This is a genomic window from Symbiopectobacterium sp., assembly GCF_047692315.1.
GTDB lineage: Bacteria > Pseudomonadota > Gammaproteobacteria > Enterobacterales > Enterobacteriaceae > Symbiopectobacterium.
In genome coordinates, this window is record NZ_JBLLJS010000030.1 from 46,720 (window position 1) to 66,431 (window position 19,712).

18 protein-coding genes and 7 pseudogenes are annotated in these 19,712 nt (G+C 55.1%); 6 read left to right on the plus strand and 19 right to left on the minus strand.

What is annotated here, in order from left to right:
• The first annotated feature begins 51 nt into the window (after positions 1–51).
• Positions 52–518: pseudogene (locus ACMZI0_RS19440) on the plus strand (GNAT family N-acetyltransferase).
• Between the two features lie 60 nt (positions 519–578).
• Here the strand turns inward: ACMZI0_RS19440 and ACMZI0_RS19445 are convergent.
• The 8 genes from ACMZI0_RS19445 to ACMZI0_RS19480 form a co-directional block, all read right to left on the minus strand.
• Positions 579–1,619 carry a methyl-accepting chemotaxis protein gene (locus ACMZI0_RS19445; protein WP_415674186.1) on the minus strand — a complete coding sequence of 347 codons (1,041 nt, stop codon included), beginning with the start codon at positions 1,617–1,619 and terminating at the stop codon, positions 579–581.
• A gap of 11 nt (positions 1,620–1,630) precedes the next feature.
• A complete protein-coding gene (locus tag ACMZI0_RS19450; protein ID WP_415674187.1) occupies positions 1,631–2,068 on the minus strand; it encodes an MCP four helix bundle domain-containing protein in 438 nt (145 codons plus the stop codon).
• 190 nt (positions 2,069–2,258) lie between these two features.
• Positions 2,259–3,395: a radical SAM family heme chaperone HemW gene (gene hemW, locus ACMZI0_RS19455; protein WP_415674188.1), complete on the minus strand. Its 1,137-nt coding sequence runs from the start codon at positions 3,393–3,395 to the stop codon at positions 2,259–2,261.
• On the minus strand, positions 3,388–3,993 hold the full coding sequence (gene rdgB, locus ACMZI0_RS19460; RefSeq protein WP_415674189.1) for an RdgB/HAM1 family non-canonical purine NTP pyrophosphatase: 606 nt from the start codon (positions 3,991–3,993) through the stop codon (positions 3,388–3,390). Before rdgB ends, hemW begins: the two co-directional genes overlap by 8 nt.
• Before the next feature lie 81 nt (positions 3,994–4,074).
• A complete protein-coding gene (gene yggU, locus ACMZI0_RS19465; RefSeq protein ID WP_415674190.1) occupies positions 4,075–4,368 on the minus strand; it encodes a DUF167 family protein YggU in 294 nt (97 codons plus the stop codon).
• Positions 4,365–4,919 carry a YggT family protein gene (locus ACMZI0_RS19470; RefSeq protein WP_415674191.1) on the minus strand — a complete coding sequence of 185 codons (555 nt, stop codon included), beginning with the start codon at positions 4,917–4,919 and terminating at the stop codon, positions 4,365–4,367. The genes yggU and ACMZI0_RS19470 overlap by 4 nt, the downstream gene beginning before the upstream one ends.
• Positions 4,920–4,963: 44 nt before the next feature.
• Positions 4,964–5,785 (minus strand): pyrroline-5-carboxylate reductase, encoded by an 822-nt coding sequence (gene proC, locus ACMZI0_RS19475; protein ID WP_415674192.1) that lies wholly within the window; start codon positions 5,783–5,785, stop codon positions 4,964–4,966.
• A 58-nt stretch (positions 5,786–5,843) separates the two neighbouring features.
• Positions 5,844–6,554, minus strand: coding sequence for a YggS family pyridoxal phosphate-dependent enzyme (locus ACMZI0_RS19480; protein ID WP_415674265.1), 711 nt, complete (start codon positions 6,552–6,554; stop codon positions 5,844–5,846).
• Positions 6,555–6,576: 22 nt separating this feature from the next.
• On the opposite strand from ACMZI0_RS19480, the gene ACMZI0_RS19485 reads away from it, so the two are divergent.
• A complete protein-coding gene (locus ACMZI0_RS19485) occupies positions 6,577–7,545 on the plus strand; it encodes a type IV pilus twitching motility protein PilT (RefSeq protein WP_415674193.1) in 969 nt (322 codons plus the stop codon).
• Between the two features lie 130 nt (positions 7,546–7,675).
• Here ACMZI0_RS19485 and ACMZI0_RS19490 read toward each other — a convergent pair whose 3' ends face one another.
• The 8 genes and pseudogenes from ACMZI0_RS19490 to codB all read right to left on the minus strand — a co-directional run bounded on the left by ACMZI0_RS19490 (position 7,676) and on the right by codB (position 13,845).
• Complete coding sequence (locus ACMZI0_RS19490; RefSeq protein WP_415674276.1) at positions 7,676–7,867, minus strand: hypothetical protein; 192 nt, start codon at positions 7,865–7,867, stop codon at positions 7,676–7,678.
• Between the two features lie 130 nt (positions 7,868–7,997).
• Positions 7,998–8,123 (minus strand): annotated as a pseudogene (locus ACMZI0_RS19495) (hypothetical protein); the annotation flags it as partial.
• Positions 8,095–8,631 (minus strand): annotated as a pseudogene (locus tag ACMZI0_RS19500) (glycoside hydrolase family 88 protein); the annotation flags it as partial. The pseudogenes ACMZI0_RS19495 and ACMZI0_RS19500, both read right to left, overlap by 29 nt.
• Before the next feature lie 102 nt (positions 8,632–8,733).
• Positions 8,734–9,882, minus strand: coding sequence for an ABC transporter substrate-binding protein (locus ACMZI0_RS19505; RefSeq protein ID WP_415674266.1), 1,149 nt, complete (start codon positions 9,880–9,882; stop codon positions 8,734–8,736).
• Between the two features lie 15 nt (positions 9,883–9,897).
• Positions 9,898–10,020: a hypothetical protein gene (locus ACMZI0_RS19510; protein ID WP_415674194.1), complete on the minus strand. Its 123-nt coding sequence runs from the start codon at positions 10,018–10,020 to the stop codon at positions 9,898–9,900.
• A 59-nt stretch (positions 10,021–10,079) separates the two neighbouring features.
• Positions 10,080–11,371 (minus strand): annotated as a pseudogene (locus ACMZI0_RS19515) (zinc-binding dehydrogenase).
• Positions 11,368–12,590 (minus strand): annotated as a pseudogene (locus tag ACMZI0_RS19520) (PucR family transcriptional regulator). The pseudogenes ACMZI0_RS19515 and ACMZI0_RS19520 overlap by 4 nt, the downstream one beginning before the upstream one ends.
• Positions 12,591–12,593: 3 nt before the next feature.
• Positions 12,594–13,845: pseudogene (codB, locus tag ACMZI0_RS19525) on the minus strand (cytosine permease).
• Positions 13,846–14,311: 466 nt separating this feature from the next.
• Between codB and nsrR the strand changes: the two are divergent.
• The 3 genes from nsrR to rlmB all read left to right on the plus strand — a co-directional run bounded on the left by nsrR (position 14,312) and on the right by rlmB (position 18,038).
• The gene (gene nsrR, locus ACMZI0_RS19530; RefSeq protein ID WP_264644677.1) at positions 14,312–14,737 is read left to right on the plus strand and encodes a nitric oxide-sensing transcriptional repressor NsrR; all 426 of its coding nucleotides are present in this window, start codon (positions 14,312–14,314) and stop codon (positions 14,735–14,737) included.
• A 41-nt stretch (positions 14,738–14,778) separates the two neighbouring features.
• Positions 14,779–17,241, plus strand: a complete 2,463-nt coding sequence (gene rnr, locus ACMZI0_RS19535) for a ribonuclease R (RefSeq protein ID WP_415674195.1) — start codon at positions 14,779–14,781, stop codon at positions 17,239–17,241.
• 62 nt (positions 17,242–17,303) lie between these two features.
• On the plus strand, positions 17,304–18,038 hold the full coding sequence (gene rlmB / locus ACMZI0_RS19540) for a 23S rRNA (guanosine(2251)-2'-O)-methyltransferase RlmB (RefSeq protein ID WP_415674196.1): 735 nt from the start codon (positions 17,304–17,306) through the stop codon (positions 18,036–18,038).
• Between the two features lie 30 nt (positions 18,039–18,068).
• On the opposite strand, the pseudogene ACMZI0_RS19545 reads toward rlmB, so the two are convergent.
• The 3 genes and pseudogenes from ACMZI0_RS19545 to ACMZI0_RS19555 form a co-directional block, all read right to left on the minus strand.
• Positions 18,069–18,158, minus strand: a pseudogene (locus tag ACMZI0_RS19545) (biofilm peroxide resistance protein BsmA); the annotation flags it as partial.
• A 12-nt stretch (positions 18,159–18,170) separates the two neighbouring features.
• Positions 18,171–18,377, minus strand: coding sequence for a hypothetical protein (locus ACMZI0_RS19550; protein ID WP_415674197.1), 207 nt, complete (start codon positions 18,375–18,377; stop codon positions 18,171–18,173).
• Positions 18,378–18,476: 99 nt separating this feature from the next.
• A complete protein-coding gene (locus ACMZI0_RS19555; protein ID WP_415674198.1) occupies positions 18,477–18,860 on the minus strand; it encodes a YgiW/YdeI family stress tolerance OB fold protein in 384 nt (127 codons plus the stop codon).
• A 642-nt stretch (positions 18,861–19,502) separates the two neighbouring features.
• Here ACMZI0_RS19555 and ACMZI0_RS19560 point away from each other — a divergent pair.
• The gene (locus ACMZI0_RS19560; protein ID WP_415674199.1) at positions 19,503–19,706 is read left to right on the plus strand and encodes a hypothetical protein; all 204 of its coding nucleotides are present in this window, start codon (positions 19,503–19,505) and stop codon (positions 19,704–19,706) included.
• Positions 19,707–19,712 lie beyond the last annotated feature (6 nt).

Sequence of the window (19,712 nt, forward strand, 5' to 3'; positions counted from 1 at the left end):
GTACACACCTTGGGGCGCGTGTTGTGCCCGTATCAGGATTGAATCAGGGTTATGGTTGAGTTCGTTCCTTTAGCCGATCACCCGCACCATCAGGCTCTGGTGACGGACTGGCTGTGGCAGGCGTTCGATCGCCACAATGGTCGTGAGTTTTTTGCCAGTATTGTACAAAGCAGTATGCGGCAAGAGGGGTTGCCCCTGACCTTTATCGCACTGGATGAAGGGCAACTGGTGGGCAACTGGTGGGCACTGTGGGGCTGTGGCTTTGCGATATGCAAAGCCGTCAGGATCTTTCGCCCTGGCTGGCTGCGCTCTACGTCGATGAAAAATATCGGGATAAGGGATTAGGAAAAACGTTGCAACAGCACGTGTTGACTTATAGTCTTCACGTCGGTTTTTCATCCCTCTATCTGTATGCCACCATTAGCGGCTACTACGAAAAAATGGGCTGGCACTATATCGGTGATGGACTGGAATATCCGGCCAAACCGGTACGGCTCTACCAGCAGGCTTTGGTATAGACCCACGACAGCTCGCCTCTCGGGGCGAGCTGTCGTGGGTGGCACTCACCAGATATCAAATCAGAATGATGTCCAGTCGCCTTCTTTATCTGCGGCACTTTTGCTTACGCCGAGCGCAGGCTGAAGGGCAAGGGGGGCCGGTGCGACCGCCGCCGCTGCGGGCAGCGGTTTGGTGGGCAGTGCAGCGCTGTTTTCCCGGTTGCTGAGGTGGAAAATGCTGACAGTACGTGCCAACTGTGCGGCCTGTTGTTGCAGTGATTGGGTTGCCGCAGAGGCTTCATTGACCAGCGCGGCGTTCTGATGGGTGGTGGTTTCCATCTGGTTGACGGCCACGTTCACCTGCTCAATGCCCAGGGTTTGTTCCTGACTGGCAGAGCTGATTTCACCGACCAGATCGCTCACCTGACGCACACCGTTAACAATCCCGACAATCGATTCGCCTGCCTGTTCAACCAGGCGGTTACCGGCTTCTACCGTTTGCACGGAATGGTCGATCAGCTCTTTGATTTCTTTGGCGGCACCCGCACTGCGCTGCGCCAGATTACGCACTTCGCTGGCGACCACGGCAAAACCACGACCCTGTTCACCTGCACGGGCTGCTTCTACTGCGGCGTTCAGCGCAAGAATGTTGGTCTGGAAGGCGATGCTGTCAATTACTCCAATGATATCAACGATTTTTTTCGATGACGCATCGATAGCGCCCATGGTTTTCACTACGTCATTCACCAACTGCCCGCCCGCCTGCGCCTGACCGGCAGTAGACTGCGCCAGATGGTTAGCCTGCTTGGCGTTGTCGGCGTTTTGACGTACGGTGGATGCCAGTTGTTCAATGGAGGCGGCGGTTTCTTGCAGTGTGCTGGCTTGCTCTTCGGTACGGCTTGAAAGATCGATATTGCCCGCCGCCAGTTGTCCTGACGCACCGGCAATGGACTCAGACCCTTCACGCACTTCACCCACGATAGTACGCAGGCGCTGCGTCATATTATGCAGGGCGTGCAGCAGTTGCGCGGCTTCGTCGCGCCCTTCCGGGCGTGTGTCATGGGTCAAATCGCCATCGGCTACCGCTTGTGTCGCCTGCACGGCACGCTCTAACGGATGCACGATACTGCGCTTTAACACCCAGGCGATAAGCAGGCCGGCCCCACGGCAATTAGCAGGCCGATAACCCCGAGAAACAGATAGCCACTGCGTGCGCTGTTGTTGATGGCTTTCCCCATCTCATCGATGGCGCTGCGCTGGTGCTCGCTCAACGCCTCTACGCTGGCCAGATAGCCGCGTGATGCGGACATAAACTCATTTTCGAACAGTTGCTTGGCCTGTTCCATATTGCCGGCTTTTTTGGCGGCAGTGATCGCGTTGCGCTTGTCCAGATAGAGCTGACGGAATTCCCCGAGTTTATCGAACAGGGCTTTCTCTTCCGGCGTCGAAATCAGGCTGGCAAAGGCATCCTGACGTTTGGTGCTCTCTTTACTCGCGGCAACGTTCTCCGCTTCGAACAGTTTTGCCAGCGCCGGATCGTCACTCATCGCAACGGCCATACTACGCTGCACACCTGCCACCAGCGCCCCGTGCATATATTTTTATTATCATTGATAATTTCCTTTGAATCCGTCAAGGGGCATGAAATTATCACCTCGGAGGTCTGCTAACAATCAAAAAAAAGGCGTTATCAATTTTTCGATGACAGGTGACGGTTAGTGTTATCTAACCGTCACCTGTTTTTTCTTTATCTGACTACGTTCACTCGGCCAGAAATCCTTCCAGCAAAGAGTTTAAAAACAGCTTGCCGTGTTCGGTAATCTGCCAGTGGGTAACGGTCTCCGTCAGGTAGCCTTGCGCCAGCGCCCAGTCGATTTGCGGACGAACCACGCTTTCCGCCAGGCCTGTATAGGCACTGAACTCGCTGCGCGGTGCTGGCTCCAGTAAGCGAAAGCGGTTCATAAAGAATTCGAACGGCAAATCTTCCGCTTGCACTTCATTGCGCTGGTCCAGGTAATTGCCGCGCATATAACCGCTCGGATGGCGGGTTTTCACCGTTCTCAGGATACGTTCGTCATCAAGGGTGATTTTGCCATGCGCACCACACCCAATCCCCAGATAATCGCCAAAGCGCCAATAGTTGAGGTTATGTTGACACTGATATCCCGGCTTGGCGTAGGCGGAGGTTTCATACTGCTGATAGCCTGCCGCAGTGAGCAATGCGTGGCCCTGTGCGAAGATATCCCACAGCGCATCGTCATCGGGCAGCACTGGCGGGCGCGAACCAAACAGGGTGTTAGGCTCGATCGTCAACTGATACCACGACAGATGCGGTGGATTGAGGGCAATAGCCTGACGCAAATCGTCCAGCGCCTCTTCCAACGTTTGATCCGGCAGGCCATGCATCAGATCCAGATTGAAACTGCGTAGCCCAAGTCCGGCAGCCAGATGTGCGGGCCGTTTGGCTTCTTCCGGGCCGTGAATCCGCCCGAGACGCGTCAGCTTTTCCGGGCTGAAACTTTGCACGCCGATGGAGATACGATTGATTCCTGCGCGCTGATAGCCGCTAAAGCGATCGGCTTCTACCGTGCCCGGGTTCGCTTCCATGGTAATTTCGGCATCAGCAGTGAGAGGCAGGCGGGCGCGCACGCCGTCGAGCAGCGCCTGCATGCCTTCTGCGCTCAGTAGGCTGGGAGTGCCGCCGCCGATAAAGATAGAACTGAGAGCCCGGTTGCCGCTCAGCGGCAGATCCGCATCCAGATCTGCCAATAAGTGATCTACATATTCCTGATGCGGCACCTCGCCCTTGAGGGCGTGGGAGTTAAAATCGCAGTATGGGCATTTTTGCACACACCAGGGAATGTGAATATAAAGGCTGAGCGGCGGCAGTTTATGCATGGCGCAGCGCATCCAGCAGTAAACGCAGCGCCTGACCACGGTGCGACAGCGCATTTTTCTCGTCGCGCGTCATTTCTGCGGCGGTTTTACCTGCGCTCGGTACATAGAAGATAGGATCGTAACCGAAACCGCCTTCGCCCATTGCTGTACGTGTCAGCACGCCATCCCAACGACCGTGGCATACCAGCGGCGTTGGGTCATCCGCATGGCGCAGGTAGACCAGTACGCAGTGGAAGCTGGCCCCACGTTTTTCATCCGGTACATCCTTGATCGCATTCAGCAACTTGTCCAGATCGGCTTGATCGCTGGCATCTACCCCGGCGTAGCGCGCAGAGTAGATGCCCGGAGCGCCGCCTAACGCATCAACTGCAAGACCGGAGTCATCAGCAACGGCGGGCAATCCGGTGATTTTTGCTGCGTGGCGCGCTTTGAGCAGCGCATTCTCGATAAAAGTCAGCCCGGTTTCTTCGGCAGAATCAACGCTCAGCTCGGTTTGCGCGACGATATTCATACCAAAATCTGCCAGCAGATCGGCGAGTTCGCGTACTTTCCCGGGGTTGCCGGTGGCTAAAACAACGTTTTGCCTCGTGGTATCCATGCGTGTGTCCTGCATCTGTTAACGCCATCGCGAGTGATGACTGAGGGTTGTGTGTTGCGATGCGCAGTTCCCTGCTGTGGGTTACTGCGGGATCAATGCGGCGATTTCCGTAGGAATGTGCTGCGGGTTCGCAATTCTAATCTGTTTATGGCGGCCCAGCTCACCTTTTTCAATGGTCACTGCGCCTTTTGCCACGCGGAACTGTTTGGCAAGGTATTTGATCAGGTGCGCGTTGGCCTGGCCGTCGACAGGCGGCGCAGTGATGGCGATTTTCAGCTCATCACCGTGCAGGCCGACGACCTGGTCACGGCTGGCCTTCGGCTGAATATAGAGCCGAATGACCAACCCATCGGGCTGAAGGGCGATAGCACTCACAGCAGGAACCAGAATTCCGGGAACAGATCCATACCGAGGTAGTTCAGCAAATACAGGACTAAAATCACCGCCATGGCGGAGAAATCGATGCCGCCCATGGCCGGAATAATACGGCGAATTGGTGCCATAAACGGCTCGGTAAGCTGGAACAACAGGTAGTCCACCGGGCTGCGGCCCTGACTTACCCAACTCATCAGCGCGCGAATAATCACCACCCAGAACACCAGATAGCCTGCGGATTTCAGCAGTGCCAACAAACCAACCAGCAAATTGACCGGGCTTATCGCGAATGCCCCTACCTGAATCAGCATCAGCAGCGGGTATTTCAAGGTGGTGAGCAAAAACGCCAACAGCAGCGACGCGCTATCGATGGGGCCCAGAGCAGGGAGGATACGACGCAGCGGTCTGACGATAGGCTGCGTGATTTTCACCACGAATTGCGACAGCGGGTTATAAAAGTCACTGCGCGACCACTGCATCCAAATGCGCAACAGCAGCACCATTACATACAGGTCGATCAGTGTCTTGACCAGAAACGTCAGGGTTAGCATAGAAACATCGATTCCTTATCAGCGATATAGACAATAACGGTGCGTTAAAACAGTTTTTCCATTTCCTGCGCGCGATGCACGGCAGCCTGCATGGCTTCAGCGACAGTTTGCGTCAGTTGACGTTCGTTAAACACGCGCAGCGCCTCTGCGGTGGTACCGCCTTTGGACGTCACATTCTCACGTAACGTCGAAAGCGGCGTATCCGGGCTGGCTTCTACCAGTGCGGCTGCACCCAGTGCGGCCTGCTGCACCAACTGACGCGCACTTTCCGGCGTGAAACCCTGACGAATGGCTTCTTGTTGCATTGCTTCCATAAACAGGAAAAAGTAAGCCGGTGCGCTGCCTGCGGCGGCGATGACGCCGTTGATGCCGCTCTCTTGGTCAACCCAACAGACTTTACCCACGCTTTGCATCAGCTCGGCGCTAAAGGTGCGATCCTTCACCGACACGTTAGCAGGCGCGTAAAGGCCGCTCATGCCTTGACCCACCAGTGACGGTGTGTTTGGCATAATGCGCACCAGCGTCAGCGGCTCCCCTAACAGGGCTTGAAAACGCGCTACGCTAACGCCAGCAGCGATATACAGCACCAGTTTGCCCGGCGCGTTCAGCACGCCGCGCAGCGGTTCGCATACGTTTGCCATCAACTGGGGCTTTACCGCCAGTATCACGACGTCGGCATCCTGTGCCCCCGCGAGATTGTCGTCGCTGCTGATAACGCCGTAGCGCTGTGCCAGCGCGTCTCGCCGCGCAGGGCTTGGTGCACAGACTCGGATCAGATTGGCGGGATAGCCGCCGTTAACCAGTCCTGCGATGATGGCCTGCGCCATGTTTCCGGCACCAATAAAGGTGAGCTTGCGGTGTTGCATTTAAATGTTCTCTCGTTTTCGTAAACCGGTCAGCAGCAGGCATTATCCCTGATGTAGATTATCCATTATGAGGATAGTCACGCGCGTCGAAAATGGCGGTGCCAATACGTACCAGCGTACTGCCTGCCGCGATGGCGGCGCTCATATCATCCGTCATCCCCATGGAGAGGGTATCCACCTGAGGATAATGCAATTTTAACTGCGCAAACAGGTCATTCATTGCTTGAAATACCGCTAACTGCCGCGCGTAATCACTTTCCGGTGCCGGGATCGCCATCAGGCCGCGCAGCGTCAGATGCGGCAGCGCGGCGACGGTGGCGGCTAATGCGGGAAGATCTGCCGGTACAATCCCTGATTTGCTGGCTTCACCGCTGATATTCACCTGCAATAACACGTTCAACGGCGCTAACGTCGCTGCGCGTTGTTCACTCAGACGTTGGGCGATTTTAGGGCGATCGACGGTGTGGCACCAGTCAAAATGTTCGGCGACCAGTCGGCTCTTATTGGATTGCAGCGGTCCGATAAAGTGCCATTGTAAATCTACATGAGGCATGGCCTCACGGAAATGAAGCACCTTGTCCACCCCCTCCTGTACATAATTCTCCCCGAAACTTAGCTGTCCACTGGCTATCGCTTCTTCGATCGCCGCCACAGGTTTGGTTTTACTGACGGCAAGCAAGGTTACCGCGTGCGGGTCGCGTCCACATGCGGTGGCGGCGTTGGCGATCTTCTCTCTGACGTTCTGTAGATTCTGCTCAATCGGGTTCATGGTCATGCTAAGGATGGAGTCTATGGATATCAATGAGTGGATAACCTGTAGTGTAAAACAGAATGCCTCTGATCTGCACCTGTGTAGCGGATATCCGCCGATGTGGCGTATCGATGGCGAGTTACAACCCGTGCAGACCGGGGAGTGTTGCACCTCTGCGCAGCTCGAGCGTTGGGGCGAAGGCTGGATGACGGCACTTCAGCGTCAGCAATTACAAACGCAAGGGCAGGCCGATGGCGCACTGACCACGCCCGATGGCATTCGGTTGCGTGCGCATCTGTTTCATCAGCATGCAGGGCTTTCCATTGCGTTACGCACGGTTGCTACGAAGGCGCACGCTTTGGAAACACTGCATGCGCCGCCGATTCTTTCATCGTTAATGACGCGACCCGCCGGGTTGATTCTGGTGACAGGGGCAACCGGGAGCGGCAAATCCACTACGTTGGTGGCGATGGTTAATGCGCTCAGTCAGCAGCAGGCTTGTCATGTGATTACGTTGGAAGATCCCATCGAATTCGTCTATTCCAGTGAGCGTTCCGGCGAGCACGGTCTGATCCAACAGCGTGAAATCGGCGTGCACTGCCCGTCGTTTGCCCACGGCTTGCGCGGTGTACTGCGTGAAGATCCCGATGTGATCCTGCTGGGGGAATTACGCGACGGTGAAACCATTCGGCTGGCGTTAACGGCGGCGGAAACCGGACATTTGGTGCTGGCGACGCTGCATACGCGCGGTGCAGCCCAGGCGGTAGAGCGTTTGCTGGATGTGTTCCCCGCACAGGAGAAGGATTTCGTGCGCAGCCAGTTGGCGCTGTGTCTGCAAGGTGTGGTGGTGCAGCAACTGGTTCCACGACGCGGTGGCGGGCGCATCGCCCTGTATGAAATCTTGCTGGCTAACACGGCGGTGGCCAACCTGATTCGTGAGGGGAAAAGCCATCAACTGCCCGGCCTGTTGCTGATGGGCGGGCAAAGCGGGATGCAAACCTTTGCTTAAAGCTGGCAGCAGCCGGCAGGAGGGGCTGTTGCCACCGGATGCTGAAAAGATCTTTACGCCGCAAACAGCCCACTGAGAATACGGGAAAAAAAGCCCCGCGGCGGCCCGATGCGCCACGAGGCTGCCAGATTTACTTCAGCCCGGCTAATGCCTCTGTCAACGCAAGCATGGTAAGCGACTGACCATACGCGCGTTGTTTGATGGCAATCTTGCGATAATGGTCGAGATCGAACCCGACCGAAGTCCCTGCGGAGACATCCGCCACTTCTCCCTGCGGGCTGATACGGCTCAGCAGGGCTATTGACGCCTTTCCAGGCGGCATCGTGGTAGCGCTCGTCAAGCAGCCCAAGACGTATGCCTTTCAACAGGGCATAGGTGAAACCGGCGGTGCTGATGGCTGCCCAACCGTTGCCGCGCCCCCACAGTGCCTTGCCGTAGTTGCCATTGCCGGTAAAATTCCAACCGTGCATCCAAAGCCCGGTATCTCTGTCGATCAGGTATTTGATGTGCAACAGGAACTGATAGCTCACCTCGTCCAGAATAGGTGGGACGATTGAGATAGGTGCTGGCGCGGGCATAGAACAAGCCACTCATAAACAGCGTATCGACCCAGAGCTGCTCTTCATTCAGGTGATCGCTGGTGCAGTGAGTGAAGCCGTTCTCCTGGGTGCGCAGCAGTTCGTGTTCAATCCAGTGTGCATATTCCTCGATCAGCGCTTCATGCTCGCGTGTATCTTGGGCTATCCCCATGGTGGTAAGCGTCAGCATCGGTGCCATGCGGTTGATGTTTTTCTCCGGCAGCCCTTCCGCCAGACGGCGCTGATACCAGGCCAGTACATAGTCCAGATAACGTTGCTCGCCCGTGACCTGATAAAGACGCCAGATACCGTAGATCCCAACGCCTTGCGACCAGTCCCAGTTTTCAATCGAGAGATCTGAGGCGATCACCTTCAGCTTTTTCAGTGCTGCGTCATCCGTGCGAACGGTAATGATCTCATTGAACAGCAGCTCAAGTTTCTGATAAATCGCGTCGTGGCGGCTTGCGGCTGCCGCAGTGTCCGTGTGCGCAGTGTCAAAGGCGTTCATAGTTTTCTCGCATGTTTACAAATAACGTAGTGACAGAATAAAACGGTTTACCTATTACTGATAGCGCCTACGCTACACGGATGCGTAGCGTAGGCGCCGGTATTACATGATTTTTTTCAGGATGCGCTGCCCTGCTTTCGGGAATGATTGCGCGACTTCTTCCAGCGTCATCTGGCCGTAATCGTATTTTTGCAGGTGCTCCAGGAAAGAGGCCAGTAACTGCGGATTCTCCATATAGGGAGAGGGGGCGATATTGCCGTACAGCGATTCCACCTGTTTCAGCCCCTGCACCGGCAGTTGTGTGGCGTTGAGCGTGCCCGCATCCATGAGCTGTTTGCTGGCGACCTGACTCAGCGGGACGCCGCGTTGTAGCCCCATGGCGCTGACCCCTTCCGGCGCATTCAGCAGGAAGTCGATCAACTGGGCAGATTCTTGCGGATAGCGGGTGTTTTTGCCGATAGAGAGCATCATGGCAGGCTTGTAGAACATACCGCTGTCTTTGGCACCCGGCAGCGTCGGATAGGGACCGACTTCCAGCGTGGCCGGTGCTTTCAGGCTACTGGAGAAGGTATTGTCGGTGCTCCAGGTGTGTACTCCGCCGATCTTCCCTTCCAGCCAGTTGGGTATTTCCCAGGCGTTGGTTTTGCCATAGGCGGCGAAAAACTTCATGTTAGGGATGACGTGCCCGTCCACCAGCTTTTTGTACATCCCAAAGTAGTCCAGCCACTCTTGCGGGGTAAACGTGAAGGATTGGATTTTATCATCGATCATGGTTTTGTTGTATTTCTGAATCATATACGAGTTCAGAAATGTCATGATGGTGGTGTCATGGTTAGCCAACACGAACGGGTAGTGATCGTCGCCCAGTTTCTGTTTAAAAACCGGCCCGGCTGCCAGCATATCATCCCAGGTTTGTGGGTAGCTCAGCCCTGCTTTTTGCCACAGCACCGGGTTGTAATACATGGAACGCCCCGTCATGGCCACAGGAATCGCATTAAGCTTGTTGTCTACGCTGGTCATTTTGAGCGCTTGCGGAGAGAACTGCGTCAAGTCTATCCCTTTGGCATTGTTCAGGTTATAGAAACCATTGCCATCTTTGGAGAACAGCACCAGCCAGTTCCAATTGGTTTGCATCACGTCCGGCTCAGTGTTGCCTGCCAACTGCATGGTTAATTTGGAGAGGTAGCCATCCCAACCGGCGGGCTCTGCTTTCACTTTGACGTCTGGGTGCGCTTTTTCAAACGCGGCAATGGCGGTGAGCGTGGCCTAGTGGCGCTGGTTGCCTCCCCACCAGGAAAAACGCAGTTCTTTGGTTTGTGCCTGTGCGCCAACGATTCCTGTTACGGCAAAACTCACAGCAAAACATAAGGGCAGTAATTTTATTTTCATAGCAACCTCATTATTTTTTGTAGGGTAAGGCATTCGTCCGATGATTCCGCAGAGTGAGATTAAAACTCTACGACAGCCTTCAACAGATTTTTATTATTGACTATTTCAGTTTCATAAATCGCTGCGAGAGACGAAAAGTCAAACCGATGGCTTAACATCATTTTCGCACTGATTTTTCCTTCACTCATCAATCTTGCCACTTTTGCAAAATCCTCATGGGTGGCATTTCGGCTTCCTTTCATGGTCGTCTCCTTTTTATGAAAATCAGGATCGGAAAATGAGAGATTTCCTTTAAATAAACCAACGAAAATAATTTGTCCACCGTGACGAATAAGGTTAACGCTGTTATTCATCGCTATTTCATTCCCGGTGGCATCAATCACTTTATTGGGCAAATCTCCCTGGAAGTTGGCACGGAGTTGTTGTTCGAACTGGGGCGATGCCGGGTCCAGCACCGGTATGCCCAGCAGGTTATGGGTATGCGCTCGCCGCTCGGCCAGCGTATCGGCCAGCGCTATATTCAGGCCGTCCGCCAGGCCGATGGTCGCGACGCCCAGCCCAATCGGGCCGCCGCCCACCACCAGCACGCTGTCTCCCGGTGCACATTCAGCGCGACGGATGGTGTGAGCGCTGATGGCGAAGGGTTCAATCAGCGCAGCCGCGGCCGGATCAATACCTTCTGCCAGCACTTCGAGAAAACGCGACTGTGCATCATCGGTTTCATCGCAGCGCACATCCACCAGGCAACCGGTGCGCTTTGCCAAATCCATCAGGAATTTGATGGAGCTGACGCCATGTGCGCGGGTGTATTCGAAATGGGGAATGCCGCCGACTACATCGGCCCCCATATCAATCGCGGCTTCCATCAGACGACGGCCATTATCGAAAGATTCAATGCCCTCCTGCGGGAACGCGACGATCTGAAGATCGCGCGCTTCTTCTTTCACTTCCAGCATCGCTTGCAGTGCGGCCAGCGTCGGGTCGGTCACATCAATGTGGGTGCGCACATGCTGAATACCGTGATCCCGCAGCATACCGATGGTGGTGTGGGCGCGACGTTTGGTGTCTTCATGATCGATGGTGGCCTTACGCTGGCTCCAGCGCTCAATGCCTTCAAACAGCGTGCCGCTCATGTTCCATTGCGGCTCGCCTACTGTCAGGGTGGCGTCCAGATGGATATGGGGTTCCACCAGTGGCGGAATCACCAGATTGCCTTGGCATCCAGCACATCGGGGGCAGTAACAGGCGCAATTAAGGCAGGTTGCGCATCGATAGCGGCAATCACACCATCCTCCAGAGAGAGGGTGAACAGGCCAGATTGATGACGCAGCGCGGCGTTGATAATTTTCATAGAAACTCCTGCTGTTGCGCATGAGACATGCGCCAGATTAAGAGGGCAACGGAGACGTTCAGCCGCCACTGCGGATCGTTCACGCGGTGGTCGAATTGACGTTCGATCCGTTGCAAACGTTGATTGAGGGTGTTGCGGTGAATGCCGAGACGCTCGGCGGCTTTAATCACGTTGCCGTTTTCTTGCAGTATCGCCTCCAGCGTGTCGATTAACAGCGCCGGGTGTTTACGGTTGGCGGCAAACAGCGGCCCCAGCGTCTCTTTCATAAAACGGTTGACCAGTTCCTGATCGGGGATCGCTGTCAGCAATTGCAATACGCCCAAAGCGCTGAAATCACAGATCCCTTTGTCGGGGCGCATGCTTTCGGCCACTTCCAGTGCGCGCCGCGCCTCTCCCAACCCGCGTCGGTAGTGGTGGGCCTGCGTTACGGTGTAGGAGAGGCCACAAAATAGCGTCAGCGGTTGGAGCGACGTGCTTAATGACTGGAGCATCTCTCCCAGCCAGGCTTTGCCATCAAGAAAAGCGGCATCGTCTTCGGGCCAGAACAGAATAAACAGTTCACCCAGCGTGACCAGCGGCAGTGAAGCGGGCTGGGCGGCAAGTCGCTCCTCCAGCGCCTGACGCGCGGTTTGTAACTGCGCTTCTGCGCTGTCCGGCGGGTGATTATCAAACAGCGCAGGGATGCCGGACAGGCGAAGGGTAATCACCCGGTGCGGGCGGTTCAGCGTCAACTGCAAATGTGAAGCACGTTGGCGCTTCAGTTCGATACTGGGATAATCACCGGTAAGCAGTTGGGCCAGAATCTCCCGCTGTGAACGTAGCAGGCTGTCGCGTTGCACTAGCGCCGTGCCCACCAGCTGTGTGACGATAACCATCTTCAGCATGTAGGGTTGTTCAATCAGGGGAATACCCAGCACATCCGCCTGTGCAACGACAGAATCAGGGATCGCATGAATAAAAGCCTCACCGGTGAGAATAACCATCCCGGCGATACCGCTCTGATGGCCTTCCTGCAACAAACGCAGCAGGTTCGCTTCATCACGGGCATGGTTGATGCCGGTGACGAACACCAGTTCACCGCCCATCACCCAATCCGTGATCCCTTCATTTTCCGCCACGTAGTACCAGCGTACCGGTCGATGGCAGTGGCGTTGGCCTGCGCGCAGTCGCAGGGCTTCAGCCCCGGCAGCGCCAGAATGTCGCCCACCGTGAGGTTCATCACTTACTCTCCTGACAGCGCCAGGGTAGGCGCAAAACGTTTTGCCAACATACTAATCAGTACGTAACTCCCCGCCGAGGCAGCGATACCGACCAGTGGCGCAATCCACGGTGACAAATAGGCCAGAACAGCACCGATGGCATAAGCACTCAGGCCAATGTAGTTGAAGCGGGGCAGTGTGGTGGACTGAATAGACGGATACTGGCCGCGATAACGGAACACATAATCTGCCATGATCACTCCGCCAATCGGAGGAATGATCGACCCCAGCAGGATCAGGAACGGGATCAGCATTTCATACATGCCACCAATGGCGAGCACGATGCCGATGGCTGCGCCAATCAGCGCGGCGCTCGCTGCGCAACAGGTGGCAAGCCGCAGCGGAAACGTTATAGATGGGTCGGCCCTTGAATGGTCCGCAGGTTCAGGCACAACATAATCACTGCGGCGATGGAGAGCCCTTGCAGCATCATCACCGCGACGATATCTGCCTGTTTGTAAACGATGGCGCAGTATGCGCCGGAAATAATCATCAGCCCGTTACCGCCGAGGAAGCTGATAAAGCTGGCGCTGACGGCAATGCGGCCGCTGCGTGCGAGGCGCGTCCAGTTGGTGGCCTGCGTGGCGCCACTGGCGAAGGTGCCGAACACCATGGTGATGGCTGCGGAAAAGCTCATGGTTTGGTCAGGCACAATTTTCGCCAATCCTTGCCAACCGCCGACGTCGTGCGTGGCAATCCACATAGAAATAACCAGCATCACAAACATCAAGGGCACGGAGATACGCGACAGGGCATCCAGCCCTTTGTAGCCGACGATGGCGGTAAGGCAGAAGCCGAGGCCAAACAACACCATCAACAGCGAAGTGACGCTCTCCGGCAGCGCCAGCAGCTTGACCAGGGCAATCGCCACTGTGGCGGTTCCCCAGGCGTACCAGCCGAGTTCGGCAAAGCCGAGCAGGAAATCAGAGAGTTTACTGCCGGGCTCTCCAAAGCAAAAATGGCCCATCAGCACCGAGTTCAAGCCACTGCGCGCAGCGATCAGCGCCAGAGCGGCAGCATAAGTGGCAAGCAAGACATTACCGATAATCGCTACCCACAGCATATTGACGATATTGAAGGCGACGCCGATTTTTCCGCCGGCAAACATGGTGCCGGTAAAAAGGTAAAGCTGAACAACACCATGGAAATGGAGAGTAATCCCTTACGCCCCTCTTTGGGTGCTTCGCTAAGGGGGAATTCGTTTTGAGCCGACATCATTGCGTTCCTCTGGTATGCCCGCAGTGGGGCTGATAAAAACGCGGGAAATACAGCAATATCCGTGCCCATTTTACAGCAGAAAAAGGTGGATAAACAGAATAACGTTATCAGTGCATATTGCACATTTATATTCGTTTTTCACTGTTTGCGTGCCCTGTAATTGTGCATGGTGGCGTGCATTGCACAAGAATGGGGGATGTCTCTTCACAGAAAAAAGACGGAACCGGTGCTGAAACCCAGGGAATGTGCTAAATAATTCGCCGGATCATTTGCGACTGGTTTATTATTGCTAGTAAATCTGGCTCTTATGTTGTTTTTCGTTCATGTTGGTGGCGTATTTTCTTTCTGCGGCTTTGCTGCTCTGGCCGTAAAAACGCAGAAGTGTGTGCTAGCATGGGTTTTGATGATTTGATGAACGTTGTTGCGACGTTCCTACCGATACCCGAGGGTATCCGAGGTTTCTGTGCAGTTAACCAGTTTCACGGATTACGGATTACGCGCGCTGATCTATATGGCATCGTTGCCAGAAGGGAAGATGACGAATATTACTGAAGTGACGCAAGTTTACGGCGTCTCTCGTAATCATATGGTCAAAATTATCAATCAACTTAGTCGGGCTGGCTTTGTGATGGCGGTGCGCGGAAAAAATGGCGGCATCCGTTTGGGCAAGCCCGCGGAAACCATCCGCATTGGCGATGTGGTGCGCGCGCTGGAGCCGCTGTCTCTGGTGAACTGCAACCATGAGTTTTGCCACATCACGCCGGCATGCCGGTTAAAACTGGTGCTGCAACAGGGCGTTCAGCGCTTTCTCTCCGAACTGGACCAGCATACGTTGGCCGATATGGTGAAAGAGAACCCGCCGCTTTATAAATTATTGTTGGTTGAATGAAGTCCGTTCAGCCTTCTGCTGAAGACAACGGAGGAACCGCAATGTCCCAAGATCCATTCCTGGAACGTGAAGCAGAAAAATACGAATCACCTATCCCCAGCCGCGAATATATTCTGGCCCATATCGAAAAACGCAATACTCCCATTAGCCGCGACGAACTGGCTGCCGATTTGGCATTGACGACGGAAGAGCAGCAAGAAGCGCTGCGCCGCCGTTTGCGCGCCATGGAGCGTGACGGTCAACTGGTGTTTACCCGCCGCCAATGCTATGCGCTGCCGGAGAAACTGGATTTGCTGCGTGGTACGGTTATCGGCCACCGCGATGGTTTTGGCTTCCTGCGCGTAGAAGGGCGCAAAGACGATCTTTACCTGTCAGCCGAAGAGATGAAACGCACCATGCATGGCGATGTGGTGCTGGCGCAACCGCTGGGCACCGATCGCAAAGGGCGGCGTGAAGGCCGTATCGTGCGCGTACTGGAACCGCGTACCGGGCAGATCGTCGGTCGCTACTTCCTCGATGCCGGTATGGGCTTTGTGGTGCCGGATGACAGCCGTCTGAGCTTCGACATTCTTATCCCGCAAGAGAACATCAACGGTGCCCGTATGGGTTACATGGTGGTGGTGGAATTAACCCAGCGCCCAACGCGTCGCACCAAAGCCATCGGGAACATTGTTGAGATCCTGGGCGATAAAATGGGCACCGGCATGGCGGTGGATATCGCGCTGCGCACTCACGATATCCCGCACACCTGGTCGAAACAGGTCGAAGAGCAGGTTAAGGATTTCAACGAACAGGTGCCGGAGAGCGCGAAAAAAGGGCGCGTTGACCTGTGTTCGCTGCCGCTGGTGACGATTGACGGTGAAGACGCGCGTGATTTTGACGATGCGGTCTACTGTGAGAAAAAACGCGGTGGCGGCTGGCGTCTCTGGGTTGCCATCGCCGATGTCAGCTATTACGTGCGTCCTAATACGCCGCTGGATCACGAAGCGCGCGCGCGCGGTACCTCGGTCTATTTCCCCTCGCAAGTGGTGCCGATGCTGCCGGAAGTGCTTTCTAACGGCTTGTGTTCGTTGAACCCGGACGTTGATCGGCTGTGTATGGTGTGCGAGATGACGGTTTCCGCCACCGGCAAGCTGACGACGTACAAATTCTGCGAAGCCGTGATGCGCTCCCATGCACGCCTGACCTACACCAAAGTGTGGCATATCCTGCAAGGGGATGCGGAACTGCGCGCGCATTACCAGCCGTTGGTGGGCGGGTTGGAAGAACTGCACAAGATGTATCAGGTGCTGGAAAAAGCGCGCGAAGAGCGCGGCGGTATCGCCTTTGAAACCGAAGAAGCGAAGTTTATTTTCAACGCGGAACGTCTTATCGAGCGCGTGGAATCTATGGTGCGCAACGATGCGCACAAATTGATTGAAGAGTGCATGATCCTGGCGAATATCTCGGCGGCAAAATTCGTTGAGAAAAATCAGGAACCCGCGCTGTTCCGGGTGCACGATCGTCCGAGTGAAGATCATGTGCTGGCACTGCGCAGCGTGCTGAGTGAGCTTGGCCTGACGCTCAAAGGCGGAATGAAACCGGAGCCAAAAGATTATGCAGAGTTGATGACGCTGGTGGCGGATCGCCCCGATCATGAAATGCTGCAAACCATGCTGCTGCGCTCCATGAAGCAGGCCATTTACGATCCGGAAAACCGCGGCCACTTTGGTCTGGTGTTGACCTCCTATGCGCACTTCACCTCACCGATTCGCCGTTATCCCGATCTTTTGCTGCACCGTGGCATCAAGTATCTGTTGAGCGAACGTCGTGAACGCTGGACACCGACTGGCGGCTGGCATAGCGATCTCAATGAGATGCTGCAACTGGGTATGCACTGCTCTCTGACTGAGCGCCGTGCGGATGAAGCCACACGCGATGTCGCCGACTGGCTGAAGTGTGACTTTATGCAGGACCACGTAGGTGAATCCTTTACCGGGATTATCTCCAGCGTGACCGGCTTTGGCTTCTTCGTGCGTCTCAACGATCTGTTTATCGACGGTCTGGTGCATGTCTCCACGCTGGATAACGACTACTATCGCTATGACAACGTGGGTCAGCGCTTGATCGGCGAATCGAGTGGGCAAGTCTACCGTCTCGGTGATGAGGTCGAAATTCGCGTGGAAGCGGTCAATATGGATGAGCGCAATATCGATTTCTCTTTGCTCCCCAGTACGCGCAAAGTGCGTGGGGAAGGCAAAACCGCGCGCGACAAGGCGAAAAAACCAGCCCGTCGTGAGGCAAGACCTGCACGGCGCGGCGGTAAGAAACCAGTCAATTTTGAGCCTGACAGTGCGTTCCGCAAGGACGATAGCGCGGGGAAAAAGCCTGCATCCGGTAAGGTGAAAGCCAAGGCCAAAGCGAAGAAAAAAACCGACAAAACGCAGAAAAACGTCGAAAAAACACGTAAGATCGCCGCCGCCACCAAGGCGAAACGCGCCAGTAAAAAGAACGCGGCGCAGTAAATGGCCGCTGCGAACGGCAGAGCTTCTGCCGTTCGTTCACAAACCACGTTTGAAGAGTATCAATGAGCGAAATTATTTACGGTATCCACGCAGTCAACGCCCTGTTAGAACGCGATCCGCAGCGTTTTCTGGAAGTGTTTATCCTCAAAGGGCGTGAAGATCGCCGTTTGCAACCGGTGATTGCTGCACTGGAAGCCAACGGTATCGTGATTCAGGTGGCGAATCGCCAATGGCTGGATAACAAGGTTGAAGGGGCTGTGCATCAGGGGATCGTGGCGCGCATCAAAGAAGGGCGTCAGTATCAGGAAAACGATCTGCCGGATCTCTTGGCCAACGCCGCGCAGCCGTTTTTGTTGATATTGGATGGCGTTACCGATCCTCACAACCTCGGTGCCTGCTTACGCAACGCCGATGCCGCCGGGGTTCACGCAGTCATTGTGCCGCGCGATCGTTCTGCGCAACTGAATGCCACCGCGAAAAAAGTGGCCTGCGGTGCGGCGGAAAGCGTTCCCTTGATCCGCGTGACTAATCTGGCGCGCACGCTGCGCTTGTTGCAGGAAAATCAGGTGTGGATTGTCGGGACGGCGGGTGAAGCCGATCACACGCTCTATCAAAGCAAGCTGACAGGCCCGCTGGCGCTGGTGATGGGGGCGGAAGGGGAAGGGATGCGCCGCTTGACGCGTGAACACTGCGATGAGCTGATTAGCATCCCGATGGCCGGTAGCGTGTCGTCGCTTAACGTTTCTGTCGCGACCGGTGTTTGTCTGTTTGAAGCGGTCAGGCAGCGTCTGGCTTAATAGCATCAGTCTGCGTGTGAACACGCCTGCTTAGCGATACAGCACGGCGCGTGATGTCCACGTGTTGGTTAACGCATGCTCTTGTTTCAACGTGATGGTGTAATAGCGTGCGCCGTAGGCGTCCGCTTTTTGTTAAATGGCGTGATCGGCGTCGTCGGCACTGCCTCGCACGTTTACCGATATCGATCCCATTTTCTCTAAGGTGCCGGTTTGGGCATAGACGATAAGCTGCGCATGTTGTGTCGGCGGTGGCAGCGGCATGGGTTTGCCTTGAAAAACACTACAGGCACACAGCAGCATCGTGAGGAAAAAGGCGGTTAACAGCTTTAGCGCAGTCATAAGTTCCTTGCAACAGTGAAAAAAGGTGCGCGATATTCCACAGTGTAACGCCGCTTGCCCTGAGTGAACAGGGGCATAACGCCCCTTGATGATGCCGCTTTATTTCACCAGATGAACGGATTTAACGTCGATTTCAACGCTATTCCAGTCTTTATCCACTTCACTTTCGAGACGTATTTTGTCATTGGGGGTAACTGTTTGCCCAGCCCAGCGCTTGTCATCGATATCGATACTGATGGTGCCGGAGCTATCGCGAAACTCATACAGTTCGTGCCCCAACTGCCGGACCAGATGACCTTCCAATACCACCCAAGCATCGTCCCTGAGGGTTTTGGCCTGCTCTACGGTAGTCAAACCGGGCACCGGTCCTTTAAATCCTCCTGGCGTAGTGCCGGCGCTGTTCGGCGCGACAAAACCACCTTGCTGCGCAAACGCACCAACAGAAACGACACCTAACATAAGGGCGATAAGCGTTCTCTTCATAATGATGTCCTTGAGGGTTATGGCCTGAGATAAAGTATGGACGGTTATGCTATTATTCTCAAGAAATGAAACGCTTTATTCTGTTTTATAAGGTTTTTAACGCATCATATAGCAGAGGTGTTTTCTGTAACATGCTGTTTATTATTTGATTTATTATCCCACCTTTTTTCGCTCTCCTTTTTTATCCACTTTAGAAAGGTATCTTGCCATGACGTTGTTACCTCCGGTTTCGGGTGCTTCTGGCAGCCCGATGTGTTCTGTGATGTCACCGCTTCTGAGTAAAACGCCACCAAACACTGCTTACGATGAACGCAAACCGCTACGACACATACTGCGCGTTGTGTCTGCCTCGCCACTGACGTTGGAATCCGGTGTTGAGGCCGGTAACACCGCATCCAGACCCAGTAACAAACGGGGGAGAGCAGGGGCATCGCGCGTTAAAAAAACGTTGCTATTGGGTGGACTTCTGCTGTTGGGCGGAATGGCGTGGCGGGGAGGGGCCGCGGGGATCGCAACGATTCGCCCGCGATATCAGGATGAACCTGAGAGGTTTCCTCACGGTTTTTATCCTGACAATGCCAGCGTTGGTGCATTTTCTCCCTATTTCCCCCCGCCGGATATACCGGCTGCGCGCCGGAGATTTTGCCGCAAGCGCCAGAGGCAATGGAATACGCCAGCGCGCTTGCTGAAGTGGGTAGGGAGGGGGATGCGTATCAGAATGCCGAGGCGCTATCAGAAGCAGAGCATGCTGCGCTGGCGGCTTATTTGCGTCAGTTTCAGACCTCAGAGGGATGGCAATCGGAAAAGGTAACAAGAACTCAGCGCAGTACGAAGCATATGTCCTGATCGGTC

Coding starts and splice junctions, on each gene's coding strand:
- hemW (WP_415674188.1), bottom strand. CDS start 3,395: ATGCATAAACTGCCGCCGCTCAGCCTTTATATTCACATTCCCTGGTGT.
- rdgB (WP_415674189.1), bottom strand. CDS start 3,993: ATGGATACCACGAGGCAAAACGTTGTTTTAGCCACCGGCAACCCCGGG.
- ACMZI0_RS19470 (WP_415674191.1), bottom strand. CDS start 4,919: ATGCTAACCCTGACGTTTCTGGTCAAGACACTGATCGACCTGTATGTA.
- proC (WP_415674192.1), bottom strand. CDS start 5,785: ATGCAACACCGCAAGCTCACCTTTATTGGTGCCGGAAACATGGCGCAG.
- ACMZI0_RS19480 (WP_415674265.1), bottom strand. CDS start 6,554: ATGAACCCGATTGAGCAGAATCTACAGAACGTCAGAGAGAAGATCGCC.
- ACMZI0_RS19485 (WP_415674193.1), top strand. CDS start 6,577: ATGGATATCAATGAGTGGATAACCTGTAGTGTAAAACAGAATGCCTCT.
- ACMZI0_RS19490 (WP_415674276.1), bottom strand. CDS start 7,867: ATGCCGCCTGGAAAGGCGTCAATAGCCCTGCTGAGCCGTATCAGCCCG.
- ACMZI0_RS19510 (WP_415674194.1), bottom strand. CDS start 10,020: ATGAAAATAAAATTACTGCCCTTATGTTTTGCTGTGAGTTTTGCCGTA.
- rnr (WP_415674195.1), top strand. CDS start 14,779: ATGTCCCAAGATCCATTCCTGGAACGTGAAGCAGAAAAATACGAATCA.
- rlmB (WP_415674196.1), top strand. CDS start 17,304: ATGAGCGAAATTATTTACGGTATCCACGCAGTCAACGCCCTGTTAGAA.
- ACMZI0_RS19550 (WP_415674197.1), bottom strand. CDS start 18,377: ATGACTGCGCTAAAGCTGTTAACCGCCTTTTTCCTCACGATGCTGCTG.
- ACMZI0_RS19555 (WP_415674198.1), bottom strand. CDS start 18,860: ATGAAGAGAACGCTTATCGCCCTTATGTTAGGTGTCGTTTCTGTTGGT.